Source organism: Bacillus sp. FSL R5-0447, assembly GCF_038606125.1.
Taxonomy (GTDB): domain Bacteria; phylum Bacillota; class Bacilli; order Bacillales; family Bacillaceae; genus Bacillus; species Bacillus velezensis.
The window spans coordinates 1,649,591-1,667,911 of record NZ_CP152012.1; the positions used below are offsets into that span (position 1 = coordinate 1,649,591).

15 protein-coding genes and 1 riboswitch are annotated in these 18,321 nt (G+C 46.9%); all 15 genes read left to right on the top strand.

Features of this window, described 5'->3' with window-relative positions:
• Positions 1-64: 64 nt before the first annotated feature.
• Positions 65-1,156, top strand: coding sequence for an undecaprenyldiphospho-muramoylpentapeptide beta-N-acetylglucosaminyltransferase (gene murG / locus NYE68_RS08440; RefSeq protein WP_015417423.1), 1,092 nt, complete (start codon positions 65-67; stop codon positions 1,154-1,156).
• Positions 1,157-1,181: 25 nt separating this feature from the next.
• Entirely contained in the window at positions 1,182-2,093 is a 912-nt protein-coding gene (gene murB / locus NYE68_RS08445) for a UDP-N-acetylmuramate dehydrogenase (protein WP_007409709.1), read from the top strand.
• A gap of 128 nt (positions 2,094-2,221) precedes the next feature.
• Positions 2,222-3,010, top strand: a complete 789-nt coding sequence (locus NYE68_RS08450) for a cell division protein FtsQ/DivIB (protein ID WP_020955788.1) — start codon at positions 2,222-2,224, stop codon at positions 3,008-3,010.
• Positions 3,011-3,559: 549 nt separating this feature from the next.
• Complete coding sequence (gene ftsA / locus NYE68_RS08455; RefSeq protein ID WP_003154425.1) at positions 3,560-4,873, top strand: cell division protein FtsA; 1,314 nt, start codon at positions 3,560-3,562, stop codon at positions 4,871-4,873.
• A gap of 35 nt (positions 4,874-4,908) precedes the next feature.
• Positions 4,909-6,057, top strand: coding sequence for a cell division protein FtsZ (gene ftsZ / locus NYE68_RS08460; protein WP_003154424.1), 1,149 nt, complete (start codon positions 4,909-4,911; stop codon positions 6,055-6,057).
• 270 nt (positions 6,058-6,327) lie between these two features.
• Positions 6,328-10,623 (top strand): S8 family serine peptidase, encoded by a 4,296-nt coding sequence (locus NYE68_RS08465; RefSeq protein ID WP_324635863.1) that lies wholly within the window; start codon positions 6,328-6,330, stop codon positions 10,621-10,623.
• A gap of 215 nt (positions 10,624-10,838) precedes the next feature.
• Positions 10,839-11,768: a sigma-E processing peptidase SpoIIGA gene (gene spoIIGA / locus NYE68_RS08470; protein WP_015417426.1), complete on the top strand. Its 930-nt coding sequence runs from the start codon at positions 10,839-10,841 to the stop codon at positions 11,766-11,768.
• Between the two features lie 57 nt (positions 11,769-11,825).
• The gene (sigE, locus tag NYE68_RS08475; protein WP_007409714.1) at positions 11,826-12,545 is read left to right on the top strand and encodes an RNA polymerase sporulation sigma factor SigE; all 720 of its coding nucleotides are present in this window, start codon (positions 11,826-11,828) and stop codon (positions 12,543-12,545) included.
• Positions 12,546-12,685: 140 nt separating this feature from the next.
• Entirely contained in the window at positions 12,686-13,468 is a 783-nt protein-coding gene (gene sigG, locus NYE68_RS08480) for an RNA polymerase sporulation sigma factor SigG (RefSeq protein WP_003154420.1), read from the top strand.
• 128 nt (positions 13,469-13,596) lie between these two features.
• On the top strand, positions 13,597-14,394 hold the full coding sequence (locus NYE68_RS08485) for an ABC transporter ATP-binding protein (protein ID WP_033574591.1): 798 nt from the start codon (positions 13,597-13,599) through the stop codon (positions 14,392-14,394).
• Between the two features lie 4 nt (positions 14,395-14,398).
• Positions 14,399-14,503: riboswitch (TPP riboswitch) on the top strand.
• A gap of 76 nt (positions 14,504-14,579) precedes the next feature.
• Entirely contained in the window at positions 14,580-15,860 is a 1,281-nt protein-coding gene (locus tag NYE68_RS08490) for an acetylornithine deacetylase (RefSeq protein ID WP_077392203.1), read from the top strand.
• Between the two features lie 60 nt (positions 15,861-15,920).
• Positions 15,921-16,172 (top strand): YlmC/YmxH family sporulation protein, encoded by a 252-nt coding sequence (locus tag NYE68_RS08495; RefSeq protein WP_003154415.1) that lies wholly within the window; start codon positions 15,921-15,923, stop codon positions 16,170-16,172.
• 154 nt (positions 16,173-16,326) lie between these two features.
• Positions 16,327-17,163: a peptidoglycan editing factor PgeF gene (pgeF, locus tag NYE68_RS08500; protein WP_014304972.1), complete on the top strand. Its 837-nt coding sequence runs from the start codon at positions 16,327-16,329 to the stop codon at positions 17,161-17,163.
• Between the two features lie 4 nt (positions 17,164-17,167).
• Positions 17,168-17,860, top strand: coding sequence for a YggS family pyridoxal phosphate-dependent enzyme (locus NYE68_RS08505; RefSeq protein ID WP_007409718.1), 693 nt, complete (start codon positions 17,168-17,170; stop codon positions 17,858-17,860).
• Positions 17,857-18,315, top strand: a complete 459-nt coding sequence (gene sepF / locus NYE68_RS08510; RefSeq protein ID WP_007409719.1) for a cell division protein SepF — start codon at positions 17,857-17,859, stop codon at positions 18,313-18,315. Before NYE68_RS08505 ends, sepF begins: the two co-directional genes overlap by 4 nt.
• Positions 18,316-18,321 lie beyond the last annotated feature (6 nt).

Consider the following 18,321-nt stretch of genomic DNA (forward strand, 5'->3'; position numbering starts at 1 on the left):
ACAACATCAATAACCCTGTCCTAAAAAACAGGGTTATCGCTATGTGATTAAGGGGGACATACGAATGCGTATTGCAGTAAGCGGAGGCGGAACCGGAGGACATATTTATCCGGCCCTGGCCTTTATTAAAGAAGTTCAGCGCCGGCATCCGGATGTGGAATTTTTGTATATCGGAACAGAGAACGGTCTTGAGAAAAAAATTGTTGAACGGGAAAATATCCCGTTTCGCGCCATTGAAATTACAGGTTTCAAACGAAAACTTTCTTTTGAAAATGTAAAAACCGTCATGCGTTTCTTAAAAGGCGTGAAGAAAAGCAAATCATATTTAAAAGAGTTTAAACCGGATGCCGTTATCGGTACAGGCGGCTATGTATGCGGTCCGGTCGTATACGCGGCGGCAAAAATGGGAATTCCGACGATCATTCATGAGCAAAACAGCCTGCCCGGCATCACAAATAAGTTTCTCTCGAAATATGTTAATAAGGTGGCAATTTGCTTTGAAGAGGCAAAATCGCATTTTCCTGCTGAAAAAGTTGTGTTTACGGGAAACCCGAGAGCCTCTGAAGTCGTCTCAATTAAGACAGGCCGCTCGTTAACTGAGTTCGGGCTGAAAGACAATCAAAAAACGGTGCTCATTTTCGGCGGAAGCAGAGGCGCGGCTCCCATTAACCGTGCCGTTATAGATATGCAGGAAGAATTGAAAACGAGACCTTACCAAGTGCTTTATATTACCGGGGAAGTGCATTACGAGAAGGTAACGGCTGAGCTGAAAGGCGGAAAAGCCGCTGATAATATGGTGACAAAACCGTTTTTGCACCAAATGCCGGAGTACTTACAATCAATTGATGTCATTGTGGCCAGAGCCGGAGCGACGACGATTGCGGAAATCACCGCTCTCGGCATTCCGAGCGTGCTTATTCCGAGCCCGTATGTGACAGCCAATCACCAGGAAGTCAATGCGAAGGCGCTCAGCCAGCATGACGCTGCAATCGTACTGAAGGAAACCGAGCTCACCGGAGAAAAACTGATCGCTGCGCTGGACAAAATCGTCATGAATGAAGAAACCTTAAAAGACATGAGTGAGCGGACAAAATCACTCGGTGTTCCGGATGCGGCAGCCAGACTGTACAGTATCATGGAAGACATAAAAAAATAGAGCAAATGGAATGCGGAGGTTTATGATGGAGAACGTAATTCAGGAATTAAGAGACCGCGAAGTCGGCAAAGTGCTGGAACAAGAACCGCTCGCGAACCATACAACGATGAAAATCGGCGGTCCGGCGGACATTTTGATCATCCCCAACCGTGTGGAAGCGGTCAAAGATATTATGGATATTGTGAAGAAACATGATCTGCCATGGACGGTTATCGGACGGGGTTCAAATCTGCTCGTGCTTGATGAAGGCATAAGAGGAGTTGTCATCAAGCTGGGAGCGGGTCTGGATCATTTGGAGATTGACGGTGATCAGGTGACAGTCGGAGGCGGCTATTCGGTCGTCCGGCTTGCGACTTCCATGAGTAAAAAAGGAATGTCCGGTCTCGAATTTGCAGCGGGCATTCCCGGATCAATCGGCGGAGCCGTCTATATGAATGCCGGGGCGCACGGATCTGATATGAGTGAGATTCTTGTGAAAGCCCGTATCTTATTTGAAGACGGCACAATCGAATGGCTCACGAACGAAGAGATGGATTTCAGCTACAGAACGTCTGTTTTGCAGAAAAAACGCCCCGGCGTCTGTCTCGAGGCAGTTCTTCAGCTTGAGCAAAAGGAACGGGAAGCCATTACGGCGCAAATGCAGCAGAACAAAGATTACAGAAAAAATACGCAGCCGTATTCGAGCCCATGCGCCGGAAGCATATTCAGAAATCCGCTGCCGGATCATGCCGGAAACCTCGTTGAAAAAGCGGGATTAAAAGGACATCAGATCGGCGGAGCAAAAGTGTCCGAAATGCACGGGAATTTTATCGTCAATGCCGGCGGAGCGACTGCCAAGGACGTTCTTGATCTGATTGAATATGTGAAAAAGACAATCCGTGAGCAGTATGATGTTGACATGCATACAGAAGTTGAAATCATCGGAGGGAATCGTTAAAAGGTTCTCTGATTACATGAGCTCATGTGATATACTTTTAACAAATGTCAAACGGCATCACAGCATGCCGTTTGTTTTTCAATCAGACGAATGTCAAGCTGTTTCATTCTTAGTGAGGTGGACAGGCAGTGAACCCAAATCATGAAAGAGAAAAAATCGTAAATATTGAAGAGCGGATTCCGAAAATCAAAGAGCAGCGGAAGCAAAAAGCAAACCGCCGGCTGATTTCATTCATTGTGCTCTTTTTTATGATGGTGCTGATCATCGTGTACTTGCAGATGCCGATCAGCAAAGTGTCTTCTGTCACCGTTTCCGGAAACGAAAACGTGTCTGTAAAAGAGATCAACGCGCTTTCTGATATACATAACGGACAAACCGAGTTCTGGAGTCTGAACAAGAAAAAAACAGAAGAAAAGATTGAGCAGAATAAGCTGGTGAAAAAGGCGGAACTTTCAAAAGTATTTCCTAACAAAGTCAGCATTCACATTGAAGAATATAAGACGATCGCGTATCTGCAGCGACATGATGTGTATTATGAAGTGCTCGAAAACGGCACTGTGCTGCCGAACGAAGTCACGCCGGATGACGCGGGCCCGATTTTGGTTGACTGGACAAACGCGAAAAAGCGGGTCAAAATGGCGGAGCAGCTTGATAAGCTTTCCGGTTCGCTTAAGCAGTCGATTTCTGAAATCTATTATACACCGGTAAAAATGGATCAGGACCGGATCAAGCTGTATATGAACGACGGGTATGTAGTTACCGCTTCTATTAAAACGTTTGCCGGCCGGATGAAGACCTATCCTTCTATCGTTTCCCAGCTGGACGGCGGGAAAAAGGGGATTATCCACTTAGAAGTCGCTACGTATTTTGAAGAATTCAACAAAGGTAAATCCGGCAAGAAAAAAGAAAATGATTAATAGTTCTAAAGAACTAATTTAAAGGTGATTCAAAAGAATCTATTACAATCAGCAGGGCAGCCGATATAACCGATAGCGGAATCATTATGACTATGTTTGTTTTTGCCCGGGATATGGCTGCCGGACAAGCGGAAAATTCTCAATGCAATGGGCGTGTCTTCTGCAATGAGCATTGCATTTGGAATTTTCCTCCTGTTTCTTCTTTTTTCGGATGTTTCTGGCAATATCTATAGCTTTTCTGGAGGTTCATCTTAGTGTAGACTAATGGAAAGCGGATATATTTGCATCTGGATTGCACAGTATGGCACCGTGACAGGAAATCTTACGGTAAGGTGGGCCGTCTCTAAAAAAAATAAAAAAAATACGATATAAAAGAGGATATACATAGAATATAACGAATAGTTTCATTAAACATAAATTGTGAGAAATCAGATAAGAATTTGTTGATGCTGTTGTTTTTGTTACACACTTGTAAAGCCACATTCATTGTATTGTTGTTCCGCAAATAATAGAATAGAATTTGATCGAAATGTGAGGAGGTGCCATAGAATGAACAACAATGAACTTTACGTCAGTCTTGACATCGGTACGTCCAATACAAAAGTGATCGTCGGAGAAATGACAGATGATTCCCTTAACATTATCGGAGTGGGAAATGTACCGTCTGAAGGGTTGAAAAAAGGCTCAATCGTTGATATAGATGAAACCGTTCATTCTATAAGAAAAGCGTTTGACCAAGCTGAAAGAATGGTAGGTTTTCCGCTGAAAAAAGCCATTGTCGGCGTTAATGGAAATTATATTCATATTCAAGATACGAACGGCGTTGTCGCTGTTTCCAGTGAAAACAAAGAAATTCACGTTGAAGACGTCCGCAGGGTAATGGAAGCGGCACAGGTCGTGTCAGTTCCGCATGAGCAGCTGATCGTAGACGTCGTTCCGAAACAGTTTATCGTTGACGGAAGAGACGAAATTACCGATCCGAAAAAAATGCTCGGCGTGCGCCTGGAAGTAGAAGGCACGCTGATTACCGGCTCCAAAACGATCTTACATAACTTACTTCGCTGTGTGGAGAGAGCGGGCGTTGAAATTACTGATATTTGCCTGCAGCCGCTTGCGGCCGGTTCGGCGGCTTTATCAAAAGACGAAAAAAACCTCGGAGTCGCCATGATTGATATCGGCGGCGGCTCGACGACGGTGGCGGTATTTGAACAGGGGCACCTGAAGGAGACAGCCGTCATTCCGCTCGGAGGCGAAAACATCACGAAAGATGTATCGATCGGATTGCGCACTTCCACCGAAGAGGCTGAAAGAGTAAAAAAACAATTCGGACATGCATTCTACGATGAGGCTTCAGAAGATGAAGTATTTGAAGTCACCGTCATAGGAACAAATCAAAAGCAATCTTTTACACAGCAGGAAATTGCCAATATTATTGAAGCAAGAGTGGAAGAGATTCTTGAGATTGCCGCAGCCGAAATTGAGCATATGGGAATTACAGATCTGCCCGGCGGCTTTGTGCTGACCGGGGGACAGGCCGCAATGCCCGGAGTGCTTTCATTGGCACAGGAAGTGCTGAGGCACAATGTAAGGGTCGCAAGCCCGAATTATATCGGTGTAAGAGACCCTCAGTATATGACGGGTGTCGGCTTGATACAATTTGCCTGCCGAAATGCCAGAATTCAGGGAAGAAAAATAGGCTTTCATATGCCGGAAGAAGCCGTGCAGGAAATCGCGGTCTCTCACGAAGAAGAACATCATCAGCGGCCAGAGGCGCAGCAGCGTCCAAAAGCAAAACAAAAAACACAAGCCGAACACAACAAACCGAGCAAAATGAAAAAACTATTAAGCATGTTTTGGGAATAGATTGATAGTCATTCGGCAGATTAGGAGGATTTAGCATGTTGGATTTCGAAACAAACATAGACGGCTTAGCATCAATTAAAGTAATCGGAGTAGGAGGCGGCGGTAATAACGCGGTCAACCGAATGATTGAAAATGAAGTGCAGGGTGTAGAGTACATTGCGGTAAACACGGACGCGCAAGCTCTTAACCTGTCAAAAGCGGAAGTGAAAATGCAGATCGGGGAAAAGCTGACCCGCGGTCTCGGAGCGGGAGCGAATCCGGAAGTCGGCAAAAAAGCCGCTGAAGAAAGTAAGGAACAAATCGAAGAAGCGCTAAAAGGTGCTGACATGGTGTTCGTTACAGCCGGAATGGGAGGCGGTACCGGAACGGGAGCCGCACCGGTTATCGCGCAAATCGCAAAGGACTTAGGCGCTTTGACTGTCGGTGTCGTAACAAGACCGTTTACATTTGAAGGAAGAAAACGTCAGCTGCAGGCTGCAGGCGGTATCACGGCAATGAAAGAAGCCGTTGACACACTGATCGTTATTCCGAATGACCGCATTCTTGAAATCGTCGATAAAAACACACCGATGCTTGAAGCATTCCGTGAAGCTGATAACGTGCTTCGCCAAGGGGTGCAAGGTATCTCTGACCTCATCGCGACGCCTGGTTTAATCAACTTGGACTTTGCCGATGTCAAAACCATCATGTCCAACAAAGGTTCAGCATTGATGGGTATCGGGATCGCTACGGGCGAAAGCCGTGCTGCTGAAGCCGCCAAAAAGGCGATCTCCAGTCCGTTACTGGAAGCGGCAATCGACGGAGCGCAAGGTGTTTTGATGAACATTACGGGAGGTACAAACCTGAGCCTCTACGAAGTGCAGGAAGCAGCCGATATCGTCGCTTCTGCATCCGACCCTGATGTCAACATGATTTTCGGTTCAGTTATCAATGAAAATCTGAAAGATGAAATCGTCGTCACCGTTATTGCGACCGGTTTTATCGAACAGGAAAAAGATGACTCAAAACCGCAGCGTCCGACTTTAAACCAAGGATTGAAGTCTCAAAGCCAAAACGCTGCGAAACGTGAGCCGAAACGAGAAGAAACACAGCATCAAAACACGGTGAACCGCCATACATCACAGCCGGCGGATGATGCCCTCGACATTCCTACATTTTTAAGAAACCGCAACAAACGCGGCTGATGTAAAAAAGGACAAGACCACATGGTTTTGTCCTTTTTCTTTTGTGCACTGTCTTCCTTCCTATCCCCATGATCTATACAGTGAAAAAAGAAACTTTATACCTATGACGAATTGATTGTTTTGTAATTTCATACGGCTTTCTACAGAATGTGACAATATCTGGATGGAAGATTGTCTACATTTAACGTACAGCATCGAAATGACAAACGATTCCAATTATGAAGGAGGGATACACATTTTATAGGCGTTACCAAATAAGGGGGGATACGATTGAAGAAAAAAACAAGAAACAGATGGACAGGCTCCGTTTTAAGCGCGATTGTCGTCAGTTCCCTGTTGTTTCCGGGTGCAGCCGGAGCGAACAGCACACCGGCGGCAGTTTCTTTCACCAAAGATCTTTCTTCCTCTAAGAGCATTCAGCATAAGATTTCCGATTCAGTCAAGAAGCGTTTTGAAAAAAATGATAAAGTCACGTTTCTTATCAAATTTAAAGAGAAAGCCAATACGAAAAAAGCGGTCAAAGAAGCAGAAAAAAACGCCAAGTCTCAATCGCTTTCCGCAGCAAAAACCGAATATCAAAAGCGGTCAGCCGTCGTTTCTTCTTTAAAACTGGCGGCTCATGATGCGCAGCAGAATCTGAAAACATATTTGGAAAAACAAAAAAAGAAAGGCAAGGCTGATCACATCCATTCCTATTATATTGTCAACGGAATGGCAGTCACTGCTTCGAAAGAGGTAATGGAAAAAGCCGCCTCATTTCCTGAAGTAGAAAAAGTTCTTCCGAATGAAAAACGTCAGCTTACTCAACGACAATCAAAAGCTCCTTTTCAAATGAAGAAAAAACAAAAAGAGATCAAAGCAAAGGAAGGCATCGAATGGAATATCAGCCAAATTGATGCGCCGCAGGCCTGGGCTTCAGGATACGACGGAACCGGCACGGTTGTCGCCTCCATTGATACGGGAGTTCAGTGGGATCATCCGGCGCTTAAAGAAAAATACCGGGGTTACGATCCTGAAAATCCCGCAGCGCCGAATCATGAAATGAACTGGTATGATGCCGTGTCCCATAAAGACGCTCCCTACGATGATCTTGAACACGGCACTCATGTAACAGGGACCATGACGGGTTCAGAACCTGACGGCTCAAATCAAATCGGTGTGGCTCCGGGGGCGAAATGGATCGCAGTAAAAGCATTTTCAGATGACGGAGGAACTGATGCCGATATTTTGGATGCTGGTGAATGGGTGCTCGCGCCTAAAGATAAAAACGGCACGCCCCATCCCGAGATGGCGCCGGATGTTGTTAATAATTCCTGGGCAGGCGGTTCGGGAATGGACGAGTGGTACCGCGATATGGTGAATGCGTGGAGAGCGGCAGGGATTTTTCCGGAATTCTCTGCGGGAAATGAAGACTTATTTACACCGGGAGGACCGGGGTCAATCGCAAATCCGGCCAATTATCCTGAAGCATTTGCGACAGGTGCGACTGACATCGACAAGAAACTCGCTGATTTCTCGCTTCAAGGCCCCTCACCGTATCATGAAACAAAACCGGACATTTCGGCTCCGGGAGTGAATATCCGTTCTTCGATTCCTGGAGGAACATACGAAGGCGGCTGGGACGGAACTTCAATGGCCGGGCCGCATGTGGCGGCGACGGCGGCTTTGTTAAGGCAGGCGAACGCCTCTATTACGGTCGATGAAATGGAAGACGTTTTGACGCGCACCGCCGAAAAGCTGACAGATTCCGTTTTTCCGGAATCACCGAATAACGGTTACGGCCACGGTCTCGTTAACGCTTTTGATGCCGTTTCTGCCGTAACGGACGGAATCGGAGGCGTAGAAGGCAAGGTCTCTTCTGCGGGCGAAGATCACAATCCGCCCAGCTTTCACCATGAACCGGTCTCAGCGGCTTACAAAGGGGCAAACCTTCCGTTAACGGTTACAGCAGAAGACGATGTAAGCGTAACTGAAGTCATCCTTTCCTATCAGTTTGATGAAGGAGAGTGGAAAACGACAGCCGCCGTTCAAAAAAGCGGTGATGAAAAAAAGGGAACATACCAGGCGGAGATTCCGGATGTAACGGGAAGCAAGGTAAGTTATAAATGGACCATAAAAGATTTCGGAGGTCATTCTGTAGAATCTGATACGTACCGGGCTGACGTGAAACCGAGCATTACGGCGGGATACAAAGAGGATTTTGAATCACAGCCGGCGGGCTGGTCCAGTTACGGGACACATGACCAATGGGAATGGGGTATCCCGGGTTCAGGGCCCGGCACCGCATTTTCCGGAGATAAAGTGTATGCGACGAATCTGTCCGGCCCTTATGCCGATTCAGCCAACATGAATTTGGTGATGCCTCCGATTCAAGTTCCGGAAACAGGACGGCTGTTTTTGCAATTTAAAAGCTGGCACAAGCTCGAAGAATTTTTTGATTACGGGTATGTGTTCGTTCTTCCGGAAGGAAAATCAAATTGGGAGCAGGCGGCCGTTTACAATGGTGACTCCGCAGGATGGAACGATGCAGAGGCGGATTTATCTGCGTATAAAGGCCAAAACATAAAGCTCATGTTTAATATGCAGTCTGACGAAGTACTCAATGAAGACGGATGGTATATCGATGATGTCCGGCTTTCAAGCAGCCCTCTCGGCAAGGCGGCTAAAAAAAGTAAACACAATAGACAAACACCTCCCGGCCACCTGAAGAAAAAAGCCGTCAGTCCGAAACAGGCCAAACCGGCAGTGAAATCACCCGGAAAAAGAGTGAAACGTGAAACAAACCTCCTCCCTCTCAGAGCGCAAATCAGTGTCGCCGAGACGGGGAAATCCGTATATTCCGACCCTGCAAGCGGAAGCTACAGCCTGTCACATAAGGCGGGAAGCTATACGCTGAAAGCCGAGGCTTACGGATTTAAGTCCGCTTCGAAACAAGTTTCTATTCAATCGGACAAAACCGCACAGGCAGACTTTACACTGGAGCAAATGCCGTCCGGCACGCTAAAAGGAACCATCACCAATCAGTCAACAGGCGAACCGGTAAAAGGGGCTGCGCTTTATGTGGCTGAGGATGCCGCAATTGAACCGGCGGTGACAAACGATAAAGGGGAATATTCGCTTAAGGCGTACGAAGGCTCCTACACAATCAAAGTAGCGGCAAAAGGCTTTTACAATAGCGAATTTTCCGTTGACATCAAAGGAGATGCTGAAAAAAACGTCAAGCTTAAGCCGTATATCGGTTATGAAGGGGAAATTGCCTATGATAACGGAACGGAAGAAGCCGCGCTGTCATATTTTAAAGCCGGCAGCAAATCTGCCGTTAAGATGACGCTCAAAGACGGAAAAGAACACGGGATGCTGACGGGAGGCCTTTTTAAATTTTGGGGCGCCGACTGGCCTGATCCGGGCGGTACCGAATTTCAAGCAGAAGTATATGATGCATCCGGCCCTGATGGAGCTCCAGGCAGCAAAATTGCCGGCCCGTTCCAAGCTGAAGCGCTTCGAAACGGCGAATGGACCAAAGTGGATCTCAGCTCAAAAGGAATCGCGGTCGGAAAGGATTTTTATCTTGTGTTCCGCCAGACGAAACCCGATCCTTATACACCTGCCCTGTCATCTGATGACGGCAGTCCGTACTCGAACAGAAACTGGCAATACCTCGACGGCCGCTGGTCTAAAACCGATAAATCAGACGGAAACTTTATGATCAGGGCTTTGGTCGACTACGAAGCTTCTGTGCCTGACATAACGTCGCCTGAAGACCGGTCATTTACAAACAAGAAGTCAATCACGGTGAAAGGAACGGCTTCACCAAAAACCGCTGTCCGTCTTACCAATAACGGTAAAACCGCCGCAGAAACGAAAGCAGATGCAGACGGCAATTTCCAGGCCGGCGTCATACTCACTAAAGATGCCAATCGACTGACGGCAGCATCTGTGACAGACAGCGGGTCAACCGATGAGTCACGCCCTGTCACAGTCATACTGGATGAGGATAAGCCGGATGTGACGATTGACAGTCCGGCAAACGGTGATAAAACAAATAAAGAAGCAGTGACCGTAAAAGGAAAAGTGCACGACGCCCATTTAAAATGGGTAAAGGTGAACGGAAAAAAAGCTGAAGTAAATAACGGTTCTTATCAAGCGAGAACTCTTCTGGAAAACGGCAGCAATGAGATCAAGGTCACGGCCTCAGATGAAGCGGGTAACAAAACAACGAAAAAGACGGTAATCGATGTCAATTACAATGCTCCCGTCATTTCCGGATTGGTTCCCGGAGCGGATAAGGAATTAAAAGCCGGAGAATCAGTGAAAATCGCTTTTTCAAGCGGAAAGAAATTAGACGCTTCCTTCGTTATCCGTCTGCCTCTGACAAACGCCCGGGCAGGGAGCCAAAACGCAACAGAGCTTCCGCTGAGAGAAATTTCTCCGGGACGATATGAGGGTTACTGGACGGCGACTTCTTCCATCAAAGCAAGCGGAGCAAAAATTGACGTTATCGCTAGAGATGACTACGGAAATGAAACGAGACAGACGGCTAAAGGAAAACTTTATATCAATGAGTAAGACAGAGCGCTGCCAGATCACGGCAGCGCTTTTTTAGTTGAAGCGGACAATAGGAAAGCAACCCTTTCGGCCCTCGACAAATAAAACGGTTATCCCTTAAAAATTGTACTTTACCCTCAACATTAATTGACAGACTTTCCCACAGAGCTTGCTTTATACTTATGAAACAAGAGAGAGAAACAGATAAGTAAGACAAAAGAGGAAAGGGGTCAGATGTGAAAATCTATCTGGATGTCATTTGGCTGTTGAACTTTTGTTTTGATTCTCTTTTGCTTTTATTGACCGCCTTTATTTTAAAACGCCAGGTAAAAAAAAGAAGAGTGGCCGCCGGCGGTTTCATCGGGTCAGCCATTGTGCTTCTGATGTTTACGCCTGTTTCTCCCTTTGTGGAGCATCCGGCGGGAAAAATGGCGTTTTCAGTAGTCATCGTGCTTGCGGCTTTTGGCTTTAAACGGTTCCGATACTTTTTTCAAAATTTGTTCGCCTTTTATTTCGCGACTTTTCTCGTCGGCGGGGGAATGATCGGCGTACATTCCCTGCTGCAGACAGAATCAATTGTGCAGCAAGGCGTAATGGTCACAAGCCAGACCGGGTTCGGCGACCCGATCAGCTGGATGTTTGTAGTTATCGGATTTCCGGCCATATGGTTTTTTTCGAAAAAGAGAATTGAAGACATCGAGACGAAGTCCATTCAGTACGATGAACTTGTCATGGTGCAGGCGGAATTCAGCGGACAGACAATCCGCGCGAAAGGATTGGTGGATTCCGGGAATCAGCTGTATGATCCGCTGACGAAAACGCCGGTCATGATCCTTCACATTGACAAATTCGCTCCGATTCTCAGCGAAAAGGAAACGGACCTCATCAAATCCGCCAGTCCGCTTGAAGTGATAGAGCAGCTTGATGATTCGTTCCGCCATGCGGATAAGCTGAGGCTGATTCCATACAGGGGCGTCGGCCAGGACAATCAATTTTTACTCTGTTTAAAGCCGGATTACGTCACGATTTTAACAAAAGACGAAATGATCGCTTGTGAAAAATGCCTGATCGGCATCAGCACAAAACCATTATCCGCGGACGGTGAATTTGACGGAATCGTTCATCCGAAGATGCTGACAGGGAAGGCTGTAAAACATGTTTCCTGACGAAAAGTCTGTTATTCATCATACTCAAAACGCGTTGTATTTAGAAGGGGGAGGAAGATGAAAAAACTTAAGCTGCGTCTGACATATTTGTGGTATAAATGGCTGATGAAACTCGGACTGAAAAGCGATGAAGTGTATTACATAGGAGGAAGCGAGGCGCTGCCGCCGCCTTTGTCTAAAGAAGAGGAGCAGGTGCTCTTATTAAAGCTGCCGAGCGGGGATCAGGCGGCGCGGGCCATTCTGATTGAGAGAAACTTACGTCTTGTCGTTTACATTGCCCGCAAATTCGAAAATACCGGCATCAATATCGAGGACTTAATCAGCATCGGCACCATCGGTTTGATCAAAGCGGTAAACACTTTTAATCCGGAAAAGAAAATCAAACTCGCCACCTACGCGTCGCGATGTATCGAAAACGAAATTTTAATGTACTTGCGCCGAAACAATAAAATCCGTTCAGAGGTGTCCTTTGATGAACCGCTGAATATTGATTGGGACGGAAACGAGCTGCTGCTTTCGGATGTGCTCGGCACAGATGATGATATTATTACAAAAGACATTGAAGCCAATGTGGATAAAAAACTTTTGAAAAAAGCGCTTGAGCAATTAAACGAAAGAGAAAAGCAGATTATGGAACTGCGTTTCGGGCTTGTCGGAGAAGAAGAAAAAACACAAAAAGATGTAGCCGACATGATGGGGATTTCACAATCTTATATCTCCCGGCTCGAAAAGCGGATTATCAAAAGACTGAGAAAAGAGTTTAACAAAATGGTGTAAAATTTTTTCCATCTGACAGCCCTTACTGCTGCAAGGATTGCCGCAGCCGGATGTTTATTTCTGTAAAATGGCGGTGCATATTTTTCCCACCCGAGGAGATACTTAACGTTGTACAGCAGCTCCTAGTGGGAGGGAAAAACGTGTCAAGAAATAAAGTCGAAATTTGCGGGGTGGATACCTCCAAATTACCGGTGCTCAAGAATGAAGAGATGAGAAAGCTGTTTAGGCAATTACAGGATGAGGGCGATGATTCAGCGAGGGAAAAGCTTGTAAACGGCAATCTGCGCCTTGTCTTAAGCGTCATTCAGAGGTTTAACAACAGAGGAGAGTATGTTGATGACTTATTTCAGGTCGGCTGCATCGGACTAATGAAATCCATTGATAATTTTGACCTAAGCCATAATGTTAAGTTTTCAACATACGCTGTACCGATGATCATCGGAGAAATCCGCAGATATTTGCGGGATAATAATCCGATCCGCGTCTCGAGGTCGCTTCGCGATATCGCATATAAAGCGCTTCAAGTAAGAGAGCGGTTAATCAGTGAGACAAGCAGGGAGCCGACAGCAGAGGAAATCGCTAAAGTTCTTGAAGTGCCCCATGAAGAAATTGTGTTTGCCCTTGACGCCATCCAGGATCCGGTTTCACTGTTTGAGCCGATTTATAATGACGGCGGCGATCCGATTTACGTGATGGACCAGATCAGCGATGAGCGCAATAAGGATACACAATGGATTGAGGAGCTGGCTCTGAAAGAAGGCATGAGAAGACTGAACGAACGGGAAAAAATGATTTTGCGAAAGCGCTTTTTCCAAGGGAAAACCCAAATGGAAGTCGCTGAAGAAATCGGCATATCCCAAGCTCAGGTCTCAAGGCTTGAAAAGGCAGCCATTAAACAAATGAATAAGAATATCCATCAATAACGGAAAAAGCCTTTAAACCTTGTTTAAAGGCTTTTTTCATGCGATGGTTTACGTTTGCAAAAAAGTGATGTATTCTAATGTGTAAAAGTTTTTAGAAAATTTAAATAAAGTAAACGGGGGAAACTGCAATGATTTTACAGCTGGACAGTGTGTCATTAAAAAGAAACGGGAAATGGATTTTGAAAGATATCAACTGGCGCGTCGAGAAAAACGAGAATTGGGTGCTGTACGGATTAAACGGAGCCGGAAAAACGGCTTTGCTGAATATGTTATGCTCTTATTACTTCCCCACTTCAGGAGAGATGCAGGTGCTCGGCCATCAATTCGGCAAAACAGAGCTCGGTGACAGGCTCAGAAGGAAAATCGGCCTTGTTTCGGCAGGTCTTCAGCACAAATTATATGCCGCGGACTCCGCTTTTGAAATCGCCCTCAGCGGCGCGTACGCCTCAATCGGGCTGTACGAAACTCCAAGTGAGCAGGTAAGGGAAAAAGCGATCGGTCTTCTGAAGGATTTGGGCGCCATCGGTTACGCCGACAGACGGTATGAAACATTATCACAAGGGGAAAGACAAAGAGCGCTGATTGCGCGGGCGCTTATGGCTGATCCGGAACTGCTGATTTTGGACGAACCCGTGACGGGTCTTGATTTTATGGCAAGGGAGCAGCTGCTGGACACGATTACGTCGATCGCCGAAAAAGAAAATGCGCCGTCCATCCTTTATGTCACCCATCACGCTGAAGAAATTCTGCCGGTATTTGATCAGGCGCTGCTTTTAAAACAGGGCGAGGTGTTCGCCTCCGGGAAAATCAGGGACATGCTTTCTGACGAGCGGCTTACAGCGTTTTTCGATACGCCTGTCAATGTCTTATGGAACAATGGCCGCCCGTTTTTAACACGTGCAAAAGAGGCATCATCCGTAAAATAACATAAATTCACCCTGGGGGTGCTGCCATGCGGCTGAGAGAGACGTTGTCTCAACCCTTAAAGGACCTGATCCGGATCATGCCGGCGGAGGGAAGCGGTGAAAAAAGCGGAGGAAGATCCGTTTTTCACCCGTTTCATTTCATGAATGAAACGGTTTTTTTGATACAGCCAAAGGGGAGATTTCCAATGCATCAGATTGATATGCTGTTACACCAGGCGGAAAAACGGCGGAATGACTTCATACATATTGCTGAAAGGTTGATAGCCTTTCCGACTCCGGCCCCGCCAGCAAGAAATACGGCAGAAGCCCAAAAGTGGGTGGCCGGCTTTTTAAAAGAAACGGGCTTCTCGGTCGATATGTGGGATGTGTATCCGGAAGATCCGAATGTAGTCGGTGTTTTAAAAGGGACAGATTCAAGCAGGCATCAAAGCCTGATTTTAAACGGACACATTGATGTGGCAGAAGCCGGGGGCGAAGACTGGCACTCTGACCCGTTTCAGCCGATCGTAAAAGACGGCATGCTGATCGGAAGGGGCGCCGCTGATATGAAAGGGGGTTTGGCGTGTGTTCTTTTCTCTCTGAAGCTGATCCATGATGCCGGCATTGAGCTTCCGGGCGACCTCATTGTACAGTCTGTAATCGGAGAAGAAGTCGGTGAGGCGGGGACGCTGGAATGCTGCAACCGCGGCTATCACGCGGATTTTGCGGTTGTTGCGGATACGAGCAGCCTGCATATTCAAGGGCAGGGCGGTGTCATCACCGGCTGGATAGAATTGAAAAGCAAACAAACATTTCATGACGGCATGAGGCGCAATATGATTCATGCGGGCGGAGGCACATTCGGAGCGAGCGCCATCGAAAAAATGGCAAAAATCATCACTGCCTTGGGAGAGCTGGAGCGCCACTGGGCGGTAACGAAAAGCTATCCCGGCTTTGCGCCCGGCACCAATACGATCAACCCCGCCGTCATTGAAGGCGGAAGACACGCAGCGTTTGTCGCCGATGAATGCCGGTTATGGATCACCGTCCACTTTTATCCGAACGAAACGCACGAACAAGCAGCTGCAGAAATCGAAGACTATATTAATCGTGTCGCTGACAGTGATCTGTGGCTCAAAGAAAACAGGCCGGTGTTCAAATGGGGAGGATCTTCGATGATTGAAGACAGAGGAGAGGTGTTCCCGGCGCTGGAAATCGACCCGGATCATCCGGCAGTTTCTGTCTTGGCTGCATCACACTCAGCCGTCAGAAAACAGGAGCCCGTCATTGATGTTTCCCAAACCGTAACTGACGGAGGGTGGCTTTATCATGCCGGGATTCCGAGCGTCATATACGGTCCCGGCGATTTAAAAAACGCCCACTCCGTAAACGAGGAAGTGTCCGTTGATGAGCTTATGGACTATACGAAAATTATGCTGAGATTTATCCTCGGCTGGTGCAGCCGCAAAAAAGATTGCCCGAGGTGACAAGGTTCAGCCAGGCCGTTCATATAATAGGAAAAAGAACGGGCAAAGGGCGTGATACGGATGATCAGCATATCTGAATTTCAAATAAAAGATGTGGTAAACGTGTCGAACGGAAAAAAACTCGGAAGCATCGGTGATATTGATATTAACGTGACAACGGGAAAAATTCAGGCGATTATTTTAGGCGGCAGCGGAAAAGTTCTCGGTTTTTTCGGAAAAGAAGAGGAAATGATCATTCCTTGGCGAAATATAGTTAAAATTGGGGAAGATGTCATCTTAGTGCGTGTAAACGAACCAAAGGGGGGAGCGTAATCCTCCCTTTACTTGTAAAAAGCCGGAAATCTCAATGTTTCCGGCACATTTATTTATCTCATTTTTCAATCAGCCGCTAAACGTATGCTTAAAATTGTGTTAAAATGAGTGGGAAATTACGCTTTTTTAATGTTTGTCGAAAGGTTGGATCTCCATGAATACATATCACCCGTTTAGTCTTACCACCCCCTCGGCACTCATGATAGAAGACTGGAACTGTGTGAATCAGCTTAACACGAAGGTCATCGCCGGATTCACGACGAAAAACGGCGGGGTCAGCAATCCTCCGTATGAGTCATTAAATACCGGATTGCACGTCCGGGACGAAGCTCATGATGTTGTGACAAACCGTGAAGTCATAGCGTCCTTATGCGGTACTGATCTGGATTCCTGGGTGTTCGCCGACCAGACACATGAAAACCGCGTCCGGCGCGTGACAGCCGGGGATAAAGGAAAAGGGGCGAGAGACTATTCTTCCGCATTCCGCGGGACGGACGGGCTCTACACGAAAGATGCGAATCTTTTTTTGGCCCTTTGTTTTGCGGACTGTGTGCCCTTGTATTTTTATGACCCGGTGAAATCCATTATCGGCGCTGCCCATGCCGGATGGAAGGGGACGGTCAAACAAATCGGACGCATCATGACGGAACGCTGGGTAAACGAAGAAGGCTCCCGTTTAACAGATATTCAGGCTGTCATCGGTCCGTCCATCAGCGCGGGAAGCTATACAGTCGACGACCGCGTCATCAATGAAGTGCGGGCGCTGCCTTTTACGGCTGAATCCGCCATATGCGAAACGGAAAAAGGCCAGTATCAGCTTGATTTAAAAGAGGTCAACCGTCTTCTTCTGATACATTGCGGTATTCCGGAAGAAAACATTTCAGTCAGCGGTTTATGCACCGAACGAGAGCGTGAACTATTCTTTTCACACCGCCGCGACAAAGGAAAAACGGGACGCATGATGTCCTTTATCGGAATGAAGGAGGCGTAAGATCTTGCGTGTTGCTGATCAATTACGACATATAAACGAAAGAATAAACGAAGCATGTAACAGATCGGGCCGAAGCCCCGAAGATGTTACCGTCATCGCGGTTACAAAATACGTATCAGCCGAAAGGGCTCAAGAGGCCGTTGATGCCGGTATTACAAGTCTGGGAGAAAACCGGGATGCCGAGCTTATCCATAAGCAGGAAGTCATCAAAGGCAGCCCGGAGTGGCACTTTATCGGCAGTCTTCAGTCCAGAAAGGTGAAGGCCGTCGTTGACCGTGTATCTTATATACATTCCTTAGACAGACTGTCATTGGCAAAAGAGATTGAAAAACGGGCGCAGCATGCGGTTCGCTGTTTTGTGCAGGTGAATACTTCGCTTGAGCCGTCTAAGCACGGTTTGAAAACAGAGGAGGTCATCCCCTTTATCAGAGAGCTTTCTGAGTTTAGAAACATTTCTGTAGAGGGCCTGATGACGATGGCTCCCCTGACAGACGATACAGAAACGATCAGAGCCTGCTTCCGGCAATTGCGTGATCTGAGGGATCAGGTGCAAAAACTGCATCAGACAAACGCACCGTGCCGGGAACTGTCAATGGGCATGTCAAATGATTATGAAATCGCTGTTGAAGAGGGCGCAACTTTTATCAGAATCGGCTCTTCATTAGTCGGAAATGAACCGGGGGGTGTAAACAAATGAGCATGAAAAATAAACTGAAAAACTTTTTCTCAATGGATGAGGAGGAGTACGAGTATGAATACATTGAAACGGAGCAGGATCATCCGGAAGAGCATGAACAGCAGAAAGATAAACAGCCTGCTTACGCTCAGAAGCCGCAGGGCAAGCAGAACGTAGTAAGCTTGCAAAGTGTTCAGAAATCCTCTAAAGTGGTGTTGAGTGAACCGCGTGTATATGCGGAAGCGCAGGAAATCGCCGATCATTTAAAGAACAGGCGGGCGGTTGTCGTCAATCTGCAGCGCATCCAGCATGATCAGGCGAAAAGAATCGTCGACTTTTTAAGCGGTACCGTCTACGCCATCGGCGGCGACATTCAGAGAATCGGTTCAGATATTTTTCTGTGCACGCCTGATAATGTCGACGTTTCCGGCACGATTTCGGAGCTTATAAATGAAGACGAACATCAGAGGTGGTAAAGCAGG

Excerpts from the sequence above, each read along its gene's own strand:
- murG (WP_015417423.1), top strand. The coding sequence starts at position 65 with ATGCGTATTGCAGTAAGCGGAGGCGGAACCGGAGGACATATTTATCCG.
- murB (WP_007409709.1), top strand. The coding sequence starts at position 1,182 with ATGGAGAACGTAATTCAGGAATTAAGAGACCGCGAAGTCGGCAAAGTG.
- ftsA (WP_003154425.1), top strand. The coding sequence starts at position 3,560 with ATGAACAACAATGAACTTTACGTCAGTCTTGACATCGGTACGTCCAAT.
- ftsZ (WP_003154424.1), top strand. The coding sequence starts at position 4,909 with ATGTTGGATTTCGAAACAAACATAGACGGCTTAGCATCAATTAAAGTA.
- sigE (WP_007409714.1), top strand. The coding sequence starts at position 11,826 with ATGAAAAAACTTAAGCTGCGTCTGACATATTTGTGGTATAAATGGCTG.
- NYE68_RS08485 (WP_033574591.1), top strand. The coding sequence starts at position 13,597 with ATGATTTTACAGCTGGACAGTGTGTCATTAAAAAGAAACGGGAAATGG.
- NYE68_RS08490 (WP_077392203.1), top strand. The coding sequence starts at position 14,580 with ATGCATCAGATTGATATGCTGTTACACCAGGCGGAAAAACGGCGGAAT.
- NYE68_RS08495 (WP_003154415.1), top strand. The coding sequence starts at position 15,921 with ATGATCAGCATATCTGAATTTCAAATAAAAGATGTGGTAAACGTGTCG.
- pgeF (WP_014304972.1), top strand. The coding sequence starts at position 16,327 with ATGAATACATATCACCCGTTTAGTCTTACCACCCCCTCGGCACTCATG.
- sepF (WP_007409719.1), top strand. The coding sequence starts at position 17,857 with ATGAGCATGAAAAATAAACTGAAAAACTTTTTCTCAATGGATGAGGAG.